This window comes from Sneathiella sp. (genome assembly GCF_036960985.1).
Taxonomy (GTDB): Bacteria; Pseudomonadota; Alphaproteobacteria; order Sneathiellales; family Sneathiellaceae; genus Sneathiella.
In genome coordinates, this window is the sequence record NZ_JBALWD010000039.1 from 1 (window position 1) to 19,142 (window position 19,142).

Below are 19,142 nucleotides of genomic sequence, written 5' to 3' on the forward strand. Positions count from 1 at the left end.
CCGACGCATTCCCCCATTGCACAACATTGCTCACTGCCGGAAGGCTTTGGCAGTAGGTATCGAATTCATCTCGTGTCATGCAGCCGCCCTCATCTTGATTTTTACCACCAGCGTTATTATGCCACACTTGAAGCGCGGAAGAAGCTAAGCCATATTCCCCGTCAAGCACCATAAAATATAGAAAGCGCGTTATGTTTGTCGTTGCGGCCCTTTATAAATTTGTCGCCTTACCTGATTATAAGGAATTGCAGCCTGTACTGCTAACCCTTTGTAAGGAAAATGATATTCAGGGAACTCTGCTATTGGCGGAGGAAGGAATTAATGGCACCGTGTCCGGAACGCGGGAGGCCATCGACAAGCTCCTCGCCTTTTTAAAGGCCGACGAACGATTCGCCAATTTGCAGCATAAAGAATCCGTCAACGCGCAACAGCCATTCTACAGGATGAAAGTCCGCCTTAAAAAAGAAATTGTAACTTTGGGCGCCCCCGGTGTCGATCCCCGTCATACGGTCGGTAATTACGTCAAACCCAAAGACTGGAATGCCCTGACCGCAGACCCGGATGTGGTGCTGATCGATACGCGTAATGATTACGAAGTCGAAGTTGGCACCTTCAAAGGGGCAATCAACCCCGAGACCAAGACCTTTCGCGAGTTTACGCAATTTGTCGACGAGAAGCTGGATCATGACACGCACAAGAAAGTCGCCATGTTCTGTACAGGCGGCATTCGCTGTGAAAAATCCACCTCTTATTTATTGTCGCAGGGATTTGACGAAGTTTATCATCTGGAAGGCGGTATCTTGCAATATCTGGAAGATGTGCCAAAGGAAGACAGCACCTGGGAAGGTGAATGTTTTGTCTTTGATCAACGGGTCACCGTCGATCATGACCTGCAAAAAGGATCCTACGATCAATGCTACGCCTGCCGCTATCCGATCACCGAGGCGGACAAGGGATCTGAGCTTTATGAAAAAGGCGTTTCCTGCCCGCGCTGTCATGACAGTCTGACCGACGATCAACAACGCCGGTTTACCGAGCGGCAGAAGCAAATCGAGCTGGCTGCCGCCCGCAATGAAATTCATATTGGCAGTAAAGACTGACCTTGGACACTCCTCTATTATTTGAGGAAGCGGCGACGTTCTATTTCCAGAATTTCATCATCGGCCCTCGGCAAACTCCGCATAATATCCCGCCGGTTTACGCCAATATCCTTTAACGTCCGGTCGCTCGCCTGCCACAATAGAATCTGGGTTGCGCGCGCCCGCCGCCAAAGCCGAAATCTATGGGCCACTGTTCCAAATAAGGCCAAAAACGAGGTGTTTTTCGCATCCTCACGTTTTCCTGGTGGATTGGAAATTACGCAACAGGTATTCTGTAATGTATCGGACATGGTGCTTCTCCATTTCTTGAATAAATCCGCTGTCTCTCCTTTAATAATTGGGGAGGATGATAATTCAATCAAACGAATTAATTTGACTCTATTGATCAGTTTTTCTAAATTATCCCCATGACCATACAACCTGATCTAAAAAAACAGCCCCATTTGCCGTCGCTGGAAATAGATGTCCTGAAAACCTTTGTCGCGATTATTGAAACCGGCAGTTTTTCAAAGGCCGCCGAACAGGTATTTCGCAGCCCCTCTGCTGTCTCCATGCAAATCAAAAAGCTGGAAGCAGTGCTTGACCGACCGCTCTTTCAACGGGACACGCGCTCCCTGACCATCACGTCAGACGGGGAGATGCTGTTAAGTTACGCCCGTCGCATCCTGTCGTTAAATGATGAGATCGTCAGTCATTTCACCTTACCGGACATGAGCGGTACGGTGCGGCTAGGCGCGGCCGAGGACTATGGCGCCCGGCTGCTGCCGGTCATCCTTCAGCGGTTCGCCAAAAGCCATCCGAACATTGCCGTTAATGTGGTCATGGAAAGCGCCAATGCTATGATGAAAAGTCTGGACGAGGGCCGCCTTGATGTGGTGATGATCACCACCTCCCATCGCCAGGCCCTGACGCCCGGGGCCAAAATTTTACTGGAAGAAAAACTGGCCTGGGTCGGATTGAAAGGTGGATGCGCCTATGACCGCGTTCCCCTGCCGGTCTCCCTGTGGGAAAAAGGCTGCGCCTGGCGGGACACGGCGGTTGGCGCGCTTGAGGCCTCGGGCCGGGAATATCGCGTTGCCTATCAAAGCGGACAGACACAGGCCCAGCGCGCTGCCATCCTTGCGGATCTGGCCATTGCGCCCTTCGCCGCCTCGCTGATCGAGCCGCCATTGGTCAAGCTGGGGGCTGAACATAACTTACCGGAGCTGGATAATTATCAGGTCCGGCTGTTGGCAAATCCTGCTCTTGATCCGCCAGCGCAAGCGGTTTTTAATCATGTGGTCGCCTGTTTCGAGGCCTTCAAGGCCGGCGAACTGGAATGTATCCCCGGGTAAAACCGCCACCTCACACGTCTTATTCGACTCAGGCGCCGCCGATCTGGTTCAGCTTGGCAAGTTTGCCGAAGGACGCCGCGGATTTAAAGCTTTCAAACGAGCCGCTTTTCATGATTTCGGCCATGGAATCAACCATCGCCCCGTAAGCCACCCTTGATAACGCCGATCCGGCACTGACCCGCGTCACACCGGCGTCCTGTAGTTCCTCCATGGTCACATCGGGGAGGCCGATGCCGGCCACCACATTCACCGGTTTCGACACCGCGTTGCAGACATGGCGAATAGCGTCCAGATCCGGCAGACCCGGCGCATAGAGCACATTGGCCCCGACCCGCTCATACCCTTGAAGCCGGGCCAAGGTATCGTCCAGATCAGCGCGGCCATGCAGATAATTCTCGGCGCGCGCCGTCAGCATAAAAGGTCTGTCCAGCCCCTTTACAACCTCCACCGCGGCGGCGATGCGCTCGATGGCAAACTCCTTGTCATACAGCGGATTATCGGGATCACTGGTGGTATCTTCGATGGTGCATCCGGCAAGCCCGATGTCGGCGGCCATAGCCACGGTTTTTGCCACCTCTTCGGGGGAATCGCCATAGCCGTTTTCCAGATCCGCACTGACCGGCAGCGAGGTTGCCGATATAATCTCGGCGGCATGGGCCAGAACCTCATCGCGCATCACATCACCAATGGCCAACCCCTTACCGCGAGAGAAGGAATATCCGGCACTGGTCGTCGCCAACGCCTCCGCCCCCAAGGCTTTCAGCATTTTCGCCGATCCCACATCCCATGGATTGGGCAAAAAGAACGCCGTCCCGCGCCCATGCAACGCCTCAAACGCCGTCGCCTTTTCAACAATATCCGACATGCTTATTTTCCTCTCGCATATTTGTTCATGTTTTGTTCATTATGAAGCGAAACAAAAACACGCACAAGAGAAAATGCGGCTGGAAATTTGGTTTTTAGGAGAGTGCCAGACCAGGACATTCATGTTCTGAAGCTGTTCGCTACTTTCTCCTCCTCTCAAGTAGCTAGCGTGTATCTGGAAACCGTACGTCTTCGATCCGTAACCAACAAAAGCCGGAACCATGAGGATCAAAATAGATGTAGGTGCTTTTTATAAATGTTCGACCATTTCGCACTTTCTTGAAAATCAGTTCCAATTCCTTGCCTTTAACATTGATTTTTGCTCGGCGAATGGTTGTTTTTTTCTCACCAGTGTCTGCGACTTCTTCCTTCTGACGTTCACCGTTGGTGCGGCGAAGAAGCAATATACTCTTATCAGCCGGCTCATAATTATAAATTCCATCAATCATGATCGCCGGAATTACATGGTCCAGTGAAATAAATTCTGAATAAGGCTCTGAAACTATGGGTATATTTCTCGCAAAGCTCCCCATAAATGGCATACCTGGATCCGGCATAGGCGTTTTAAGGGGGCCTTTAAATTCACCGGGGACATCAAAAGCAAAAATGGGCTCTTCAATATCATCGAAATTAGCGTTACCGACCCAAGAACCACGAAATACTTCAAGTGGAATACATGCTAACTTCGCACTTTCGAAATACAACCCTCCGTCAGAGCGTGGGGCCAGATATCCGCCTCTAAACCAACCGAACTCATCCTCCAAGCTTGGCAATGTTCCAATTTCCGTCGGTTTGATCTCATAGGATAAAACCTTTACCTCTGCATCGTCCCGCGTGTAGTAGCTGCGGGCACCGAATACCTTCATCAGTTGCGGATCCTCAAAGTTGTCTACGAGTGCTGTCATGGGCAAGAAATCTTTAGGCACAACGTTGCCCACCTCACCAGCTTGCATCGCGTCTTTAATTTCCCTGCAGACTTTTGGAATTATGCTCATCACTGCGCGACCATCTTTCAGGTGAGCGCCGGTAGAAAGGTCCCGTTCCCGATAAGTAAAGGGCCGTTGCTTGAAAATATACTGAAAGGGTTCTCCCTGACTTTTCTCAAAACAAGGTATCGTCCGATCAATCTCAATAATCTCATCGCCGACTTGCAGCTTGATGGCCACATCAAACATCGGGGTCTGACCAGAGAATAGCTTGTAATAGTCCCACGCCCAGGATCCGCCCCATATACCAACAATCAGGATAATCGGCAGCATCCACCATCTAAACCGCAGGCGGCGTTTGAGCTGAAGGGTTTCTTCGGGCATGGGTTTGGTTCTTTCTATGAATGCGACAGGGCAATGCCGCTCAAAAATCTCTTTTTAAGATAGAAAGAAACTCTTACATACTCGTTAATAGAGAATTTTCAGGTGGAAAATGCTAGCTTGTCAGGCCGCGGCGGTAGAGGTCGATGGCCAGGTCGTCGATTTGTTTTTGTTCGGCCCGCTGCTCGGCGAGATGGGCGCGTTTGTCGCGGACGTCGAGGGCGACTTCGTATTTCTTCAATTCGCGATAACAGAAAGACACCTCGTCTTTCAAAGTGATAATCTTCTGCGAAATTTCGGAGATGCTGTTCTGCATGTTTTCCAGACGCTCCTTGGCGACGGCAGCATAGTTGGAATAAGCGAAGTTAATATTAGGGTCGTTGGCGGCGATTTCCTGCTCGCGCTGTTGCTCTTCCAACAAGTCGGCACGCTGCGCCATAAAACTGTCGCGCATTTGTTCCATATCTGTCAGTTCCCGGCGTTTTTCGTCGAGCTTCCATTTATGCAGACGGATGAGATTATTGAGACCCTTCATATGCTATGCCGTTTCCAGTTGCGGAACCGTGTCCAGTATGTCGGCCAGTTGCGCATAGCAATCAGCAAGGCTGGTTCGGTCGATTTTTTGCTGGCTCATAAAAGTTTCCAACAACGGCTGATAATGAATGGCTTCGTCGACCAGGGGGTCCGTGCCCTTGCGGTAGGCACCAAGACGGATCATTTCGGCCATATCCTCAAAAGTCGACAGATATTGTTTGGCTTTGGTGATGATCTGGTTTTCCGCGTCCGTATTACAGCCGGGCATGGTTCTGGAGATAGATTTCAGGACATTGACGGCCGGATAGCGACCGCGTTCGGCTATTTGCCGTTCCATGACGATATGACCATCGAGAATACCGCGCACCGCATCGGCTACCGGTTCGTTATGATCATCGCCTTCCACCAGCACGGTAAACAGACCGGTGATGGTGCCTTTACCGGCGCCGGGCCCTGCCCGTTCCAGTAATTTCGGCAGTTCGCTGAACACAGTGGGTGTATAGCCTTTGGTTGCCGGTGGCTCGCCGCCGGACAGGCCAATATCGCGCTGGGCCATGGCAAAGCGGGTGACACTATCCATCAGGCACAGCACATCCTGGTCCTGATCGCGGAAATATTCCGCCAGGGACAAGGTTAAATAAGCCGCTTGACGGCGCATAAGAGCGCTTTCATCAGAGGTGGCGACAACCACGACACTGCGTTTCAAACCTTCATCGCCCAGATCGTCTTCAATAAATTCCTGAACTTCCCGTCCGCGCTCGCCAATCAGGCCGATGACGTTGACATCTGCCTCTGTATTACGGGCGAGCATGGAGAAGAGAACGGACTTGCCGACACCGGAGCCGGAAAAGATACCCATACGCTGACCGCGGCAACAGCTGACAAAAGAATTCAGGGCGCGAACGCCGAGATCAATTTTTCCCCCTACCCGCTGACGGGCATGGGCGGGCGGCGGGACATTTCTAAAAGGAACGGGAACTTTACCCTGGCGCAGCGGCGGGCCACCATCAATGGGTTCGCCCATGGCGTTTACGACCCGGCCAAGCCAGGTTTCATCGGGGTAGATTACGGGATCCTGTTCGGCAATCTCGGCCTTACAGCCAATACCAATGCCTTCCAGCGCCGCAAACGGCATGAGAAGACTGCGGTCATTGCGAAAGCCGACAACCTCGCATTTAACTTTTCCCATATCGCGGGTCCGCACGTTCACTCGACTGCCAATACTTAATTGACGCTGGATTCCGCCCACTTCCACCAGCAATCCCTGGATGGCGACGACGCGTCCGTAATATTGAATGGAGGGGACCCGCTTGATTTCAGAAATAAGGCTTTGCACTTATAAAGGACTCCGTACCGCGATTAATAGTTACTCGTGCTCTTTGATAATGTTCATTGTGAACAGGATCATTTAACGTTTAGTAAACACAGAAAAATTAAAGTTAATGAAGATAGTTAATTTTTGTATTGAGCTTTAACCATTTGTTAAGTTAAGTTGTTAATAATATTCGGGTACAGGAGGTCCAGCTTATGCGGGTTTTATTGATAGAAGATGATAGTTCCATGGCCAGAGGCATCGAATTGATGCTCAACGCCGAAGGGTTAAATGTTTACACCACAGATCTCGGCGAAGAAGGCGTAGATCTAGGTAAACTCTACGATTATGACATTATCATACTGGATTTGGGCTTGCCCGATATGTCCGGATATGACGTGTTGAAGAAGTTGCGTACAGCGAAAGTAACCACACCTATTTTAATTCTGTCCGGCATGTCCGAGCCAGATGATAAAGTGAAAGGTTTGGGCTTTGGTGCTGATGATTATTTAACGAAGCCTTTTAACAAAGATGAACTTGTCGCTCGAATTCATGCGATTGTTCGCCGCTCGAAAGGCCATGCACAATCCACCATCGAAACCGGAAAATTGACCGTCAACCTTGATTCTAAATCAGTTGAGGTCAGTGGCCAACGCCTGCATCTGACAGGTAAGGAATATGGGATGCTGGAACTGTTGAGCCTGCGTAAGGGCACAACATTGACGAAAGAAATGTTCCTCAATCACCTCTATGGAGGGATGGACGAACCTGAGCTGAAAATTATTGACGTCTTCGTTTGCAAACTGCGCAAGAAACTGGCCGCAGCCACTGCAGGGGACAACTATATCGAAACAGTCTGGGGCCGCGGCTATGTGCTTCGGGATCCGGAAGTCGGAACAATGGTCCAGGCAAAAGCCAGCTAAGGCATCATTGAACCAACCAATTTAACGACGGCGGTATTTTCGGATACCGCCGTTTTTTTATGGATATATCGGATCGTTGTTTTTATTTATATGGAATTTTTATCAATAACCCTTATTAATAGAATATTCGTATAAATAATTCTCGATATCCGGAAACCTCAGTTAGTCCGCGGCCCCCCAATAGAAACGGGGCGCGTCTTCCGAAGATGACACGCCCCTGAATTTATCAATGCTGTAAGGGACGTTTATCCCGTTGCCGCCATCAGGCCGCCAGTGGCAGATGAATAGACACCTCGTAACCCGTCAACGGGTTTAAAGCTGTCACAAATACCCAGAACCGTCTCGGCACCACCCAGGAAAAGCGCGCCATCTTTAGCCAGAATATTATGGATCTGGTCGAGAACCTTCGCCTTTGTTTCCTGATCAAAGTAAATCAGAACGTTGCGGCAGAACACCACATCAAAATTACCCAAATCAGCCAGGCTTTCCAGAAGGTTTTTATTCTGGAACTTGACCATTGCGCGGATTGCACTGTCAATTTGCCAGATCTCCCCGGTTTGCTGAAAATATTTGACCAAAAGTTGAATGGGTAAACCGCGCTGGACCTCAAACTGTGAGTAGAGACCGGCTTTGGCTTTTTCCAGAACTTCGTCGGATATATCCGTGGCCATGATCTCAACCCGCCAACCGGCCATATTCGCCGCCTGTTCGGAAAGCAACATGGCGAGGGAGTATGGCTCCTGTCCCGTGGAACAGGCGGCATTTAGAATGCGCAAGGATTTTTTTCCGGCCCGGGCTTCCAGTAATTTGGGAAGCACCGATTCTTTAAAAATATCAAACGGCTTGTTATCGCGGAAAAAGAAAGTTTCGTTGGTCGTCATCGCCTCGGTGATTTCCGAAAGCAAGCGCTCATCGCGATTCCGCCGGATCTCCTCTGCAAGGTCTTCAAGGCTATCCAGTCCGCGGCGACGAGCCAGAGGCACGAGGCGACTTTCAAGCAAATAGATTTTTTCTTCCGTCAGGACGAGGCCTGATCGCTGATGAACGATGTCACCAAAAAGTTGGAAGTCCTGGCTGTTCATGCGGGCCTCCCTAGAAGATATCCTTCAATCGTTGCAGAAATTCTCAGCAACGGGACAACAGAATTACAGACACCGGCGTTGGCAACCGCCCCCGGCATTCCCCAAACCACACTTGTTTCTTCATCTTGACCAATCACGATTGCATTTGCCTCCGCAAGTTTTTGACAACCACTAAGTCCGTCATGTCCCATTCCTGTCAGAATAACTGTTAATACACGGTTATTGTAAACAGACAGTAAACTTCGCAGCATCGGGTCAACAGATGGCCGGCAGAAATTTTCTGGCGGCTCCTGATTCAACCGTATGACGGTATCAATTCCTTCACGCTGAATAGTCATATGCCAGTCGCCCGGGGCCACATAGGCCCGGCCATCGACAATTTTTTCACCGTCTTTCGCTTCGACAACTTCCTTGTCGTAAATTTTATTCAGATGCTCTGCGAGCAACGCCGTAAAGGTGGCTGGCATATGCTGGGTAATAACAATCGGCAGATTGGTTTTACCCTTCAATTGTTCAAACAGCTGGAACAACGCCTGCGGCCCCCCCGTAGACGAGCCAATGGCGATAATTTGCGGCGCCAAAACAGGGCCTGTTGCGCGCAGGACAATCGGCGCCTTCGCACCAGTCAGCTTCGCCAAGCCTTGGAGATTAGACGGTTGCACGGAGGTTGGCCGCAAGACGGGTTTGTCGACCGTTTCTTTACGGCCGCGCCGCGCCGCGCCCAGAACCCGGACTTTCTCGGTCAAGCCGTGCTGAAATGCATCTTTTTCATCATTGACCCGGGTTGATTCAGGTTTTGCGATGTAATCAGCTGCCCCAATCGACAATGCCCGCAAACTGACATCGGCATTCCGCCGGGTCAAAGTCGACGCCATTATCACTTGTAGATCGGGATCCATGGCAATGAGTTTCGGTAATGCGGTCATGCCGTCCATTTCCGGCATTTCAATATCAAGGATAATAATCTCGGGCTGGAATTTCTCACATTCCCGAAGCGCGGCGACGCCGTTATTGGCGCTCGCGACAACCTGAATGTCGTCTTCCATATTCAGCCATCTTGTCAAAAACCCGCGGATCACCGCCGAGTCGTCAACGACCATAACGCGATAGGGATCTCGCGCCATAGATGCCGGATCCAAAGATCTGTTGAGTTGCCTCACTTAGAGCACTCCTACTTGCGAGAATTTCGCCTCGATAATTGCCCGATCGAAAGGCTTCATGATATATTCATTGGCCCCCGCGGAGATGGCCTCACGAATATGGGCCATGTCATTTTCCGTTGTACAGAAAATCACCACCGGCTCCTCGCCGCCCTGCTCTTGTCGTAGGTTACGCAGGAAATCAATACCGTTCATAACCGGCATATTCCAATCGAGCAGAATAACGTCCGGCATATTTTCATTACAGGCATCGAGGGCGCATTTTCCATCTTCGGCTTCTGTGATACCGAACTTTAAATCTTCCAAGATTTTTCTCGCGACCATTCGAACTACTTTAGAATCATCGACTATCAAACATGAAGGCATAAATATTCTCCGGTTTTGCTATGCAGCAATTTCAGAATTTCCTGCGAAATTCAGCAGGCGATCAATCTGTAAAATAACCAATAATTTATCTTCCAGACGGTGGATACCAGCCGATACTTCGCGCCACCGGGCGTCCAGTGTGACCGGGTTTTGCTGCAAGTCGTCCGGATTGAGTTCCAGCACCTCACCAACATTGTCGATGAGCAGACTATAAGGCTCTCCTTGGCTTTCGACGACGACGCTCATGCCGTTCTCGCCCTCCGGCAGTTCCGGCAAGCCCAGCCGTTTGCGTACATCAATCGCCGTAACGATCCTTCCACGCAAATTCAGGACACCGGCAACTTCCGGTGAGGCCAATGGTACTTTTGTCAGGCTTAGATTTCGCAATACATCATGCACTTCCAAAACGGGGATACCAAAAAGCTGGTCGGCAACCCGGACCGTTACATATTCTTGTAATTCTTCGTTACTCATCCTGCGGCTCCACCTGTTCCTAGTGTTTGTGAGAGAACAGTCATAAGGCTGTCCCGATCAAATTTGGCGACATAGTCTGTAAATCCAACATCCCGGCCCCGATCAAAATCTTGTTGTCGGGTATGAGAGGATAAGGCGACAATTGGCGTTTCTTTCCACCTGTCATCGCGTTTTACCTGTTCGGCAAATTCGAATCCGTCCATTTCAGGCATTTCAACATCGCTGATAATGATGTCGTAAGAGACGCCTTTATCTCGTAATTTCAGGGCATCTGCGCCGTTTTCTGCAGTACTGACTTCATATCCGGCTGCCGAGAGCAAGGGCACCAACATGTTACGGAAAAACGGGCTGTCATCGACCAGCAGAATTTTCTGCTTTACAGCCTCTTCTCCGAAAGGACGAGAAGTGCCCGCATCGAACCAGTTGCCGAAGCATTCTTTCAGATAATAGGCAACATCGATTAAATCCGTTGCTTTGTCGCGCACAACAGCGCTTCCAATAAGGCCTTCTTTTGAAGACGTCATTTCAACATTCAACCGGTCTTCGACAATATCAACGATTTCGTCGACAATCAGGCCCATGGTCCGATCTTCATCACTGAACACCAGAACTGGTTGACGTCCGGTTTCGGCGATTTTCGTCGTCTCATCGATAACCGTCAACGGCATCAACTGATCGCGATACTGGACCACCATCTTGCCATCGGCAGTCTCGATGGTTTCAACATCTATTTCTTCCAAGCGAGCAATCAGCGAAAGCGGTACCGCTTTTGGCTCTTCGCCGCCGGCACGGAAAACCAGCAAGGCTGTCTTGGCTTCCAAATTGGAGGCAAGGCTTTCTTCTTCATTGATTTTATGTTCCGCACCCACGACTGCTTCGCCGGATGTCGCTGCGATGCCGTTTGGATCGAGGATCATGATGACGCTGCCATCCCCCAGAATGGTATTGCCTGAGAAAATAGACAGCCGCTTGAGTATGGGGGCAACGGGTTTGACGACAATTTCTTCTGTATCAAAAACTCGATCGACAACAATACCGAAGGTATAATCCCCGACTTGTGAGACCACAACAAACTCTTCTGGTCCCTTAATTTCGCTTTTGTCCGCAACTTCATCTGCAGCTGTTTCCAACCTCAGGATATCGTTGAGATGGACAAGCGGCAGAAGGTGATCTCGCAAGCGTAGAACGGGCGAGTCATTGACCATCTCGATGGTATTGTCGGCATCCGGGTCGGTTGAGGCACGAACCAGCTCGACTACACTTGTTTGCGGAATGGCAAACCGTTCGCTGCAACATTCAACAATCAACGCAGACACAATAGCCAAGGTCAGCGGGATCTTGATGGTAAAAGTTGACCCTTTGCCTTCCTCGGATGTTAGAGCAATGGTGCCCCCAATTTTCTCAATATTGGAACGGACAACATCCATACCGACGCCACGGCCGGATACATTCGTCACATGCTCAGCCGTGGAAAATCCGGGACGCATTATAAAGTTCTGGACTTGTTGGTTCGTCATGGCGTCCAGTTCGGCTTCCGTCGCTAAACCATTTTCGAGAACCTTCTTCTTGATTTTTTCCGCGTTCAAACCGCGACCATCGTCATTGATGGTAATAATAATGTGTCCACCTTCATGGTAAGCGTCGAGCACGATCTTACCGATTTCCTTTTTGCCAGAGGCAAGGCGGTCCGCTGGAATTTCCAGGCCATGATCTGCTGAGTTCCGGATCATATGCGTCAGCGGATCCTTGATCAGTTCCAGAACCTGGCGGTCCAATTCTGTTTCCGCCCCATGCATAACCAGATCAATTTTCTTTTCCAGTTCATGGCTGAGGTCACGCACAATGCGGGGGAGCTTGGACCAGGCATTGCCGATAGGCTGCATGCGGGTCTTCATCAACCCTTCCTGCAGTTCCGTAGTTACATGGCTGAGCCGCTGCAACGGAACGGTAAATTCATTGTCGCCCATGCCACGCACCATCTGCAGTAACTGATTACGCGTCAGCACCAGTTCACTAACCATGGTCATCAAGTTTTCGAGCATATCGACATTAACGCGAATGCTCTGGTTAGCTAGGCTTGATTCTTTTGGTGCCCCGTCCTTGCTGGGCTTGGCAACCGCCTTAACAGGCTCAGGTGCTTTAACCTCTTCCTCAGGACCCGGGGCCGCGTTAAAGGCCGCTTCGAGCTCATCCAGTGATGTTTCTGCGGGGTGTAGTTCTTTCACGTCAGCGATATCGGTGACATCGTCCGGTCCATCTGCTGCCATAAAAGCAGCTTCCAGTTCGGCTTCTGTTGCCCGGCCGCGGGTGTCTTCCTCGACGACGGGGGCAACTTCCTCAACTTTAACCTCTGCGGTTCCAAACGCGACGTCATTCAGGCGGCGGGTCAAATCCGCGTCGTTGCCTTCTGGCTCAGCTTCCGTGTCTTCAATAACGGCAAGGATGTCTTTAATCACATCCATGGCTTCGAGGATAATGGTCACCACATCGGATGTGACGGTCAATTCACGATCGCGGATCTTGCCCAAAACATTCTCACCCGCATGGGCGACGGCCTCCAGACGTGGCAGACCTAAAAATCCACAAGTTCCTTTGATGGTATGAACAAGACGGAAAATATTATCGATTTGACTTTCATCGCTCGGATCCTGTTCAAGCACCACCAAAGAGGCGTCTACAATTCCAATATTCTCGTTGGTTTCTGTCAGAAATTCACTTAACAGGTCATCCATGGCGTCGTTATCTCCTCATTCTCTGGCTACATCGTTGTAGCGCTAGTACTAATCTTACTCTCGTACAGAATGCAGGACATAGGTTAACAAGCGGTTACAAACCGGCGCTCACAGCGGGATTTTTTAGGAGAAAATTTATTCTCGCTAATTTTGCCGAAAATTTATGTCAAAACCGGGCAGCATTCCCGCCCGGCTTTCCTGGTATGAAGTCGTAAATCGTCAAACGTGTTTATGAAAACTGGTCAAGAAGCGCTGATTGACAGCACGACTTCAGTCTCGTCCATGCGAACAATGTCGAGTTTGGCGCCTGTATTTTCCACGAGAGCCATCACATAATAAGTACCAACATTTTGTGCGGTTAAGGCATCCGCGTCATAACCGTTTAAGACTGCTGCTGTCACTTCTTCACGCAATCCGGCGCGTGTCCCTTGCGCCGTGTAAGTGAATGACCAGTCACCACCGGATACGGATCCCTCAATCGACAACTCACCGCCCCGAGGCAGGGCACCGCCCGCTAGAACCACCAGATTACACAATATCTTGATGACATCTTTTGGCATGTTCTCCGCACCGCCCGCTTCATCCGGCCAAGTGAAAGCGACTTTGCCATAGGACATAAATTCGCGGCACAGGTTGCGGGCCTCGCGCAACGAGATCTCCGGCCCCATTCCCCCGGCGAGACCAAAAGCAAGTCGGTAAAACTGTAAACGGGCGGAGGCTTCGCTTGCGCTTTGACTGACCAGCTCGAGTGCCTGTTCGCGCATATCCTCATTGCCCTCATCTTGCAATAATTCAATGCCATTGCTGACCGCACCCACAGGGCCAATAACGTCGTGGCAAAGTTTCGAACTCATCAGGGCGGCCAGTTTTAAATCAATCATAGTCTCTCCAAAAATCTGCTCCCGTGATGGGGGCGGAATATCCTGTGTCGTCTGTACGACAATTATGTATATTATTTATGCAACAATCCCTTAGGTTATGTTAAGAGAAAAAATCATGCTCTCATTTTTTTCGCCAGGTCAGTATGTCCGTCACCCACTGGAACCGGATTGGGGAATTGGGCAAGTACAGTCGTCTGTGGCCGACCGGGTAACAATCAATTTCGAGCATGCGGGCAAGCAACTTATCATCGTTAGTCTTGTGGAACTCGAGACTATCAGTGCAGAAGAAGCTAATGCCAGCCGCAGCGATAAGAGTAAGAGGTGAGAGAACGCGATGAATAATTTTTCGTCTCAACGTTTGTTTGGCGGCGTATCTATGATTATTCCACTGTTATTTTAACAATAGGAAAGAAATTTTAACTATAAGAAAAAATAGATGGACAAATTGGCTTTTCTATTGGCACAATTTGGTTGAAATATTTTCGCTTTTTTTGTCTCCTAGCTACGAGTCATTGAAAGCTCTGGCGAAATGAACAACATGGATCGAGCTATTCGACATAGAAGAAGCACAGGCGTCTGTTGTCGATAAGATAAGGGGTAAGAGGATGTCATCGGGTAAGGCAGTATTTGCGGTACCAAAGGCGCCGGGACGCGGCAAACGTAAAGCCAGGTATGAGCGAAAAGGGCGTCAGGTTGAACCGTTTGCGGCGCGGGAGATTGCGGCGCTGCTGGGCGATCGCTCCCGCCAAAAAGACTTGCTGATCGAGCATCTTCACCTGATCCAGGATACATACGGATTTTTGTCGGCCGCCCATTTGACGGCATTGGCAGATGAAATGCGGATGGCGCTGGCCGAGGTTTACGAGGTAGCGACCTTCTATCATAACTTTGAAGTGGTAAAAGATGACGCGGTGGCGCCCGCGACGCTAACGATAAAAGTCTGCGACAGCCTGAGCTGCGAAATGGCCGGAGCCATGGCGTTGAAGCAAGACCTTGCCGCCAAATATGGGGCGACATTGCGGGTCACCCATGGCGCCTGCATGGGACGCTGCGAATGCGCGCCCGTCGTCCGGTTAAAGGATCGCTATGTGGAAAACGCAACGATGGCGGAGGTCGACCTGGCGGTCGAGGCAGCCAAGATAAATGCACCCCTGCTTGACATAAATGCACCTGCTCTTCAAGAACATAAAGACGCGGGCGGATTTACCGCTCTCAAGCGGCTTCGTACCGGTGAACTGACAGCGGAAGCCATTATTGAGAGTTTAAGCGATGCCGGGCATCGCGGCCTGGGCGGCGCCGGCTTTCCTCATGCCTTGAAGCTGAACTCTGTCCTGTCAGTGCCGGGACCGCGTTATATGGCGATCAATGCCGATGAAAGCGAGCCGGGCACCTTCAAGGACCGGTATTTTATGAACACGAACCCGTATCCATTTCTGGAAGGGATGCTGATTGCAGCGAAGATTGTCGACGCCGAAGCAGTTTATATTTTCCTGCGCGATGAATATCCGGAAACCGCGAAAATTCTCAGCCATTGCCTGACGGAAATCCGCGACGCCGGACTTGATGACGGACGGCCCATACATCTTCGCCGTGGCGCAGGTGCGTATATCTGCGGAGAGGAAAGCGCCATGCTGGAAAGTATAGAGGGCAAACGTGGCTTGCCCCGGCATAAACCCCCCTTCCCGGCACATGTGGGTCTGTTCGGCCAACCAACCCTGATCAATAATGTAGAAACCCTTTATTGGCTGCCGGATATCATCAATAAGGGAACGGCCTGGTTTAAAGACGGCGGCCGTAATGGCGGTACGGGCTTTCGTACCTTTTCTCTGTCGGGCCATGTCAACAAGCCCGGTGTCTATATTACACCGGCGGGCATCACAGCGCAGGAGCTGGTCGATGAGTTTGGCGGTGGCATGAAAGATGGACATGTGTTTCGTGCCTATTTACCCGGCGGCGCATCTGGCGGAATTCTGCCATCGACCATGGCGGATATCCCGCTGGATTTTGGTACCCTGGAAAAATATGGCTGCTTTATTGGCTCGGCTGCCGTGATCGTGCTGTCCGATCAGGATGACATGAAAATGATTGGGCGCAATCTGATGCGCTTCTTCGAGGATGAAAGCTGCGGCCAATGCACGCCGTGTCGGGCAGGCACAGAAAAAGCGGTTCTGCTCATGGAACGGGATAAATGGGATGCGGATCTGCTGACCGAACTCAGTGACTGTATGCGCGATGCTTCTATCTGCGGGCTGGGTCAGGCGGCACCTAACGGCTTGCTGTCAATCCTCAAACATTTTGCGGAGGATGTCCGATGAGCGACGAGATCACCTTCCAGCTGGATAATAAAACTGTTGCCGCCAAGTCCGATGAGTCTATTTGGGATGTGGCCAAGCGCGAGGGCACCAAAATCCCGCATCTCTGTCACGCAGATCGGGTAGGATTTGAGGCGGATGGAAATTGCCGCGCCTGTATGGTTGAAATCGAAGGGGAACGGGTACTGGCAGCCAGCTGCATCCGCACACCGACTGAAGGCATGGTGGTCAATACTGCAACGGATCGCCCGGCCAAAGCCCGCAAGATGGTGATGGAGCTACTTATTGCTGACCAGCCAGATCGGGAAACGACCTACGATAAAGACAGTCACTTCTGGCAAATGGCAGATCAGCAGAGCATTGCAGATAGTCGGTTTGCCGCTCGCGATATGCCCGCTGATGATCTATCGCATCCGGCCATGGCCGTTAATCTCGACGCTTGCATCAACTGTAACCTTTGTGTTCGCGCCTGCCGTGATGTGCAGGTCAATGACGTGATCGGCATGGCGGGCCGCGGCGTCGGCTCGAAGATCGTTTTTGATTTTGATGATCCCATGGGCGAAAGCACCTGTGTGGGCTGCGGTGAATGCGTGCAGGCCTGCCCAACAGGGGCATTGCTCGAAAAAACCGTCGTTGGCGATGCGCGCGTCGACCGGGAAGTTAACAGCGTTTGTCCGTTTTGCGGTGTCGGCTGTCAGCTGACCTTCAAGGTCCGCGATGACAAAATCCTATATGCGGAAGGCCGGGACGGTCCGGCCAATGAGGAACGCCTCTGTATCAAGGGTCGTTTTGGCTTTGATTATATCCATAACCCGGAACGCCTGACCAAACCGTTGATCCGCAAAGAAGGTGTTGCCAAAGAGGATGTGGCTACTCTCGATCCGGCCAATCCGCTTACGCACTTTCGCGAAGCGAGCTGGGAAGAGGCGCTTGAAGTTGCGGCAAATGGCTTGCGACACGTCCGCGACAGTAAAGGCGGCAATGCGCTTGCGGGCTTTGGTTCAGCCAAGGGATCTAACGAAGAAGCGTATCTTTTCCAAAAGCTGGTTCGTACAGGCTTTGGCACCAATAATGTTGATCACTGTACCCGGCTGTGCCATGCCTCGTCTGTCGCGGCGTTGCTGGAGACAGTAGGCTCCGGTGCCGTGTCGGCGCCATTTACCGAAGCAGAAAATGCAGAAGTGATCATGGTTATTGGCTCCAACCCGACCATTAATCATCCGGTTGCCGCAACTTTCTTCAAAAATGCCGTTAAAAAAGGCGCCAAGCTGATCATCATTGATCCGCGTGGCCAATCCCTGTCCCGCCATGCCACGTATATGCTGCAGGAAAAACCAGGGACCGATGTGGCGTTGCTCAATTCAATGATGCATGTGATTGTCAAAGAAGACCTCACGGATAAAGATTATATCCAGAACCACACTGAGAATTTTGAAGAGTTGAAAGCCCATCTGGAGGGGTTCAGCCCTGAAGCCATGGAGAAAGTGACGGGTATCGAGCCGGATCTGATCCGCGACGTAGCACGGGAATTCGCTACTGCCAAAGCCTCTATCATCTTCTGGGGAATGGGCATCAGCCAGCATGTGCACGGTACCGACAATTCTCGCTGTTTGATCAGTTTGTCCTTAATGACGGGGCAAGTCGGACGTCCCGGTACCGGCCTGCATCCCTTGCGCGGGCAGAACAATGTTCAAGGCGCCTCGGATGTTGCCCTGATCCCCATGTTCCTGCCCGATTACCAATCTGTGGAAGATCCCGTCATTCGGGAAAAATTTGAGAAATTCTGGAAGGCCGACATTGATCCCCACAAAGGACTCACCGTCGTGGAAATAACCGAAGCCGTGCATAAAGGCGAGATAAATGGCATGTATATCATGGGAGAAAATCCGGCCATGTCGGATCCCAATGTCAACCATGCCCGTGAAGCCCTTTCCATGCTCGATCATCTTGTGGTGCAGGATCTGTTCCTAACGGAAACTGCTGCCTATGCAGACGTGGTGCTACCAGCTTCCGCGTGGCCAGAAAAAGACGGCACTGTCACCAATACCAACCGGCAAGTACAGATGGGACGTGCGGCTGTCCCTATGCCGGGAGATGCGCGTCAAGATCTTTGGATCATTCAGGAAATGGCAAAGCGCCTTGGGCTTGATTGGAACTATGGCCATGTCAAAGAAGTGTTTACGGAAATGACCCAAGTCATGGGCAGTATCAAAGGCATCAGCTGGGAGCGGCTTGAAAACGCGGATGCCGTAATTTACCCTTGCACGAGCGCGGACGATCCTGGCCAACCGCTGATCTTCACAGAGAACTTCCCGACGGCAAATGGCCTGGGTAAGTTTGTACCGGCGAGTTTGGTGTCACCGGATGAAATTCCGGATAGAGAATTCCCCACAGTTCTGACCACTGGGCGCTTGCTGGAACATTGGCATACGGGCTCCATGACCCGGCGATCGGAAGTTCTGGATGCGATGGAACCTGAACCCATTGTTCATATGCCGCCGGGCATGATGGAAAATCTTGACGTCGCGCCAGGTGACTTTGTGACGGTTCAATCGCGACGTGGTGAGATTGATATAAAGGTGCGCGCCGACGGCGGCGTGCAGAACGGCATGATCTTCATTCCCTTTTGCTACGCGGAAGCCGCTGCCAACCTCCTCACAAATGACGCCCTCGATCCTTTCGGAAAAATCGCCGAGGTCAAATTCTGTGCCGTCAAGGTAGAGAAGACTAAAGTGCCCGAATTGGCCGGAGAACGCTAATA

General features: G+C 51.2%; 17 protein-coding genes. 6 read left to right on the forward strand and 11 right to left on the reverse strand.

Annotated elements, in window-relative coordinates; all coding sequences use genetic code 11:
* Nucleotides 1–191: 191 nt before the first annotated feature.
* On the forward strand, nucleotides 192–1,100 hold the full coding sequence (trhO, locus tag V7723_RS17175) for an oxygen-dependent tRNA uridine(34) hydroxylase TrhO (RefSeq protein WP_335685725.1): 909 nt from the start codon (nucleotides 192–194) through the stop codon (nucleotides 1,098–1,100).
* A gap of 17 nt (nucleotides 1,101–1,117) precedes the next feature.
* Here trhO and V7723_RS17180 read toward each other — a convergent pair whose 3' ends face one another.
* Nucleotides 1,118–1,390, reverse strand: coding sequence for a DUF1127 domain-containing protein (locus tag V7723_RS17180; RefSeq protein ID WP_335685726.1), 273 nt, complete (start codon nucleotides 1,388–1,390; stop codon nucleotides 1,118–1,120).
* A 117-nt stretch (nucleotides 1,391–1,507) separates the two neighbouring features.
* Here V7723_RS17180 and V7723_RS17185 point away from each other — a divergent pair, with 117 nt between their 5' ends.
* Nucleotides 1,508–2,434 carry a LysR family transcriptional regulator gene (locus V7723_RS17185; RefSeq protein ID WP_335685727.1) on the forward strand — a complete coding sequence of 309 codons (927 nt, stop codon included), beginning with the start codon at nucleotides 1,508–1,510 and terminating at the stop codon, nucleotides 2,432–2,434.
* 28 nt (nucleotides 2,435–2,462) lie between these two features.
* Here the strand turns inward: V7723_RS17185 and V7723_RS17190 are convergent, their stop codons facing one another.
* From V7723_RS17190 to fliI, 4 genes are all read right to left on the reverse strand, one after another.
* A complete protein-coding gene (locus tag V7723_RS17190) occupies nucleotides 2,463–3,299 on the reverse strand; it encodes an isocitrate lyase/PEP mutase family protein (protein ID WP_335685728.1) in 837 nt (278 codons plus the stop codon).
* Between the two features lie 163 nt (nucleotides 3,300–3,462).
* Nucleotides 3,463–4,608, reverse strand: a complete 1,146-nt coding sequence (locus V7723_RS17195) for a hypothetical protein (protein ID WP_335685729.1) — start codon at nucleotides 4,606–4,608, stop codon at nucleotides 3,463–3,465.
* Between the two features lie 112 nt (nucleotides 4,609–4,720).
* Nucleotides 4,721–5,140 carry a flagellar FliJ family protein gene (locus tag V7723_RS17200; RefSeq protein ID WP_335685730.1) on the reverse strand — a complete coding sequence of 140 codons (420 nt, stop codon included), beginning with the start codon at nucleotides 5,138–5,140 and terminating at the stop codon, nucleotides 4,721–4,723.
* Nucleotides 5,141–5,143: 3 nt separating this feature from the next.
* Nucleotides 5,144–6,475, reverse strand: a complete 1,332-nt coding sequence (fliI, locus tag V7723_RS17205) for a flagellar protein export ATPase FliI (protein WP_335685731.1) — start codon at nucleotides 6,473–6,475, stop codon at nucleotides 5,144–5,146.
* A 191-nt stretch (nucleotides 6,476–6,666) separates the two neighbouring features.
* Here fliI and ctrA point away from each other — a divergent pair, with 191 nt between their 5' ends.
* On the forward strand, nucleotides 6,667–7,374 hold the full coding sequence (gene ctrA / locus V7723_RS17210; RefSeq protein WP_335685732.1) for a response regulator transcription factor CtrA: 708 nt from the start codon (nucleotides 6,667–6,669) through the stop codon (nucleotides 7,372–7,374).
* Nucleotides 7,375–7,619: 245 nt separating this feature from the next.
* Here the strand turns inward: ctrA and V7723_RS17215 are convergent, their stop codons facing one another.
* The 6 genes from V7723_RS17215 to V7723_RS17240 all read right to left on the reverse strand — a co-directional run bounded on the left by V7723_RS17215 (nucleotide 7,620) and on the right by V7723_RS17240 (nucleotide 14,069).
* Nucleotides 7,620–8,456, reverse strand: coding sequence for a CheR family methyltransferase (locus V7723_RS17215; protein ID WP_335685733.1), 837 nt, complete (start codon nucleotides 8,454–8,456; stop codon nucleotides 7,620–7,622).
* Nucleotides 8,453–9,616 (reverse strand): protein-glutamate methylesterase/protein-glutamine glutaminase, encoded by a 1,164-nt coding sequence (locus V7723_RS17220; protein ID WP_335685734.1) that lies wholly within the window; start codon nucleotides 9,614–9,616, stop codon nucleotides 8,453–8,455. The genes V7723_RS17215 and V7723_RS17220 overlap by 4 nt, the downstream gene beginning before the upstream one ends.
* Nucleotides 9,617–9,982 carry a response regulator gene (locus tag V7723_RS17225; RefSeq protein WP_335685735.1) on the reverse strand — a complete coding sequence of 122 codons (366 nt, stop codon included), beginning with the start codon at nucleotides 9,980–9,982 and terminating at the stop codon, nucleotides 9,617–9,619.
* 18 nt (nucleotides 9,983–10,000) lie between these two features.
* Nucleotides 10,001–10,456: a chemotaxis protein CheW gene (locus V7723_RS17230; protein WP_335685736.1), complete on the reverse strand. Its 456-nt coding sequence runs from the start codon at nucleotides 10,454–10,456 to the stop codon at nucleotides 10,001–10,003.
* Nucleotides 10,453–13,188, reverse strand: a complete 2,736-nt coding sequence (locus V7723_RS17235) for a hybrid sensor histidine kinase/response regulator (protein WP_335685737.1) — start codon at nucleotides 13,186–13,188, stop codon at nucleotides 10,453–10,455. The genes V7723_RS17230 and V7723_RS17235 overlap by 4 nt, the downstream gene beginning before the upstream one ends.
* Nucleotides 13,189–13,430: 242 nt before the next feature.
* Complete coding sequence (locus V7723_RS17240; protein ID WP_335685738.1) at nucleotides 13,431–14,069, reverse strand: histidine phosphotransferase family protein; 639 nt, start codon at nucleotides 14,067–14,069, stop codon at nucleotides 13,431–13,433.
* A gap of 115 nt (nucleotides 14,070–14,184) precedes the next feature.
* On the opposite strand from V7723_RS17240, the gene V7723_RS17245 reads away from it, so the two are divergent.
* The 3 genes from V7723_RS17245 to fdhF all read left to right on the forward strand — a co-directional run bounded on the left by V7723_RS17245 (nucleotide 14,185) and on the right by fdhF (nucleotide 19,140).
* A complete protein-coding gene (locus V7723_RS17245; protein WP_335685739.1) occupies nucleotides 14,185–14,394 on the forward strand; it encodes a DUF3553 domain-containing protein in 210 nt (69 codons plus the stop codon).
* A gap of 280 nt (nucleotides 14,395–14,674) precedes the next feature.
* Complete coding sequence (locus V7723_RS17250) at nucleotides 14,675–16,384, forward strand: NAD(P)H-dependent oxidoreductase subunit E (protein ID WP_335685740.1); 1,710 nt, start codon at nucleotides 14,675–14,677, stop codon at nucleotides 16,382–16,384.
* Nucleotides 16,381–19,140 carry a formate dehydrogenase subunit alpha gene (gene fdhF / locus V7723_RS17255; protein WP_335685741.1) on the forward strand — a complete coding sequence of 920 codons (2,760 nt, stop codon included), beginning with the start codon at nucleotides 16,381–16,383 and terminating at the stop codon, nucleotides 19,138–19,140. Before V7723_RS17250 ends, fdhF begins: the two co-directional genes overlap by 4 nt.
* Nucleotides 19,141–19,142 lie beyond the last annotated feature (2 nt).

What these genes read in the sequence shown, in the direction of transcription:
- V7723_RS17250 (WP_335685740.1), top strand. Translation starts at nt 14,675, where the DNA reads ATGTCATCGGGTAAGGCAGTATTTGCGGTACCAAAGGCGCCGGGACGC.
- V7723_RS17185 (WP_335685727.1), top strand. Translation starts at nt 1,508, where the DNA reads ATGACCATACAACCTGATCTAAAAAAACAGCCCCATTTGCCGTCGCTG.
- ctrA (WP_335685732.1), top strand. Translation starts at nt 6,667, where the DNA reads ATGCGGGTTTTATTGATAGAAGATGATAGTTCCATGGCCAGAGGCATC.
- V7723_RS17225 (WP_335685735.1), bottom strand. Translation starts at nt 9,982, where the DNA reads ATGCCTTCATGTTTGATAGTCGATGATTCTAAAGTAGTTCGAATGGTC.
- V7723_RS17195 (WP_335685729.1), bottom strand. Translation starts at nt 4,608, where the DNA reads ATGCCCGAAGAAACCCTTCAGCTCAAACGCCGCCTGCGGTTTAGATGG.
- V7723_RS17200 (WP_335685730.1), bottom strand. Translation starts at nt 5,140, where the DNA reads ATGAAGGGTCTCAATAATCTCATCCGTCTGCATAAATGGAAGCTCGAC.
- V7723_RS17245 (WP_335685739.1), top strand. Translation starts at nt 14,185, where the DNA reads ATGCTCTCATTTTTTTCGCCAGGTCAGTATGTCCGTCACCCACTGGAA.
- V7723_RS17240 (WP_335685738.1), bottom strand. Translation starts at nt 14,069, where the DNA reads ATGATTGATTTAAAACTGGCCGCCCTGATGAGTTCGAAACTTTGCCAC.
- V7723_RS17215 (WP_335685733.1), bottom strand. Translation starts at nt 8,456, where the DNA reads ATGAACAGCCAGGACTTCCAACTTTTTGGTGACATCGTTCATCAGCGA.
- V7723_RS17180 (WP_335685726.1), bottom strand. Translation starts at nt 1,390, where the DNA reads ATGTCCGATACATTACAGAATACCTGTTGCGTAATTTCCAATCCACCA.
- V7723_RS17190 (WP_335685728.1), bottom strand. Translation starts at nt 3,299, where the DNA reads ATGTCGGATATTGTTGAAAAGGCGACGGCGTTTGAGGCGTTGCATGGG.
- V7723_RS17230 (WP_335685736.1), bottom strand. Translation starts at nt 10,456, where the DNA reads ATGAGTAACGAAGAATTACAAGAATATGTAACGGTCCGGGTTGCCGAC.
- V7723_RS17235 (WP_335685737.1), bottom strand. Translation starts at nt 13,188, where the DNA reads ATGGATGACCTGTTAAGTGAATTTCTGACAGAAACCAACGAGAATATT.
- trhO (WP_335685725.1), top strand. Translation starts at nt 192, where the DNA reads ATGTTTGTCGTTGCGGCCCTTTATAAATTTGTCGCCTTACCTGATTAT.
- fdhF (WP_335685741.1), top strand. Translation starts at nt 16,381, where the DNA reads ATGAGCGACGAGATCACCTTCCAGCTGGATAATAAAACTGTTGCCGCC.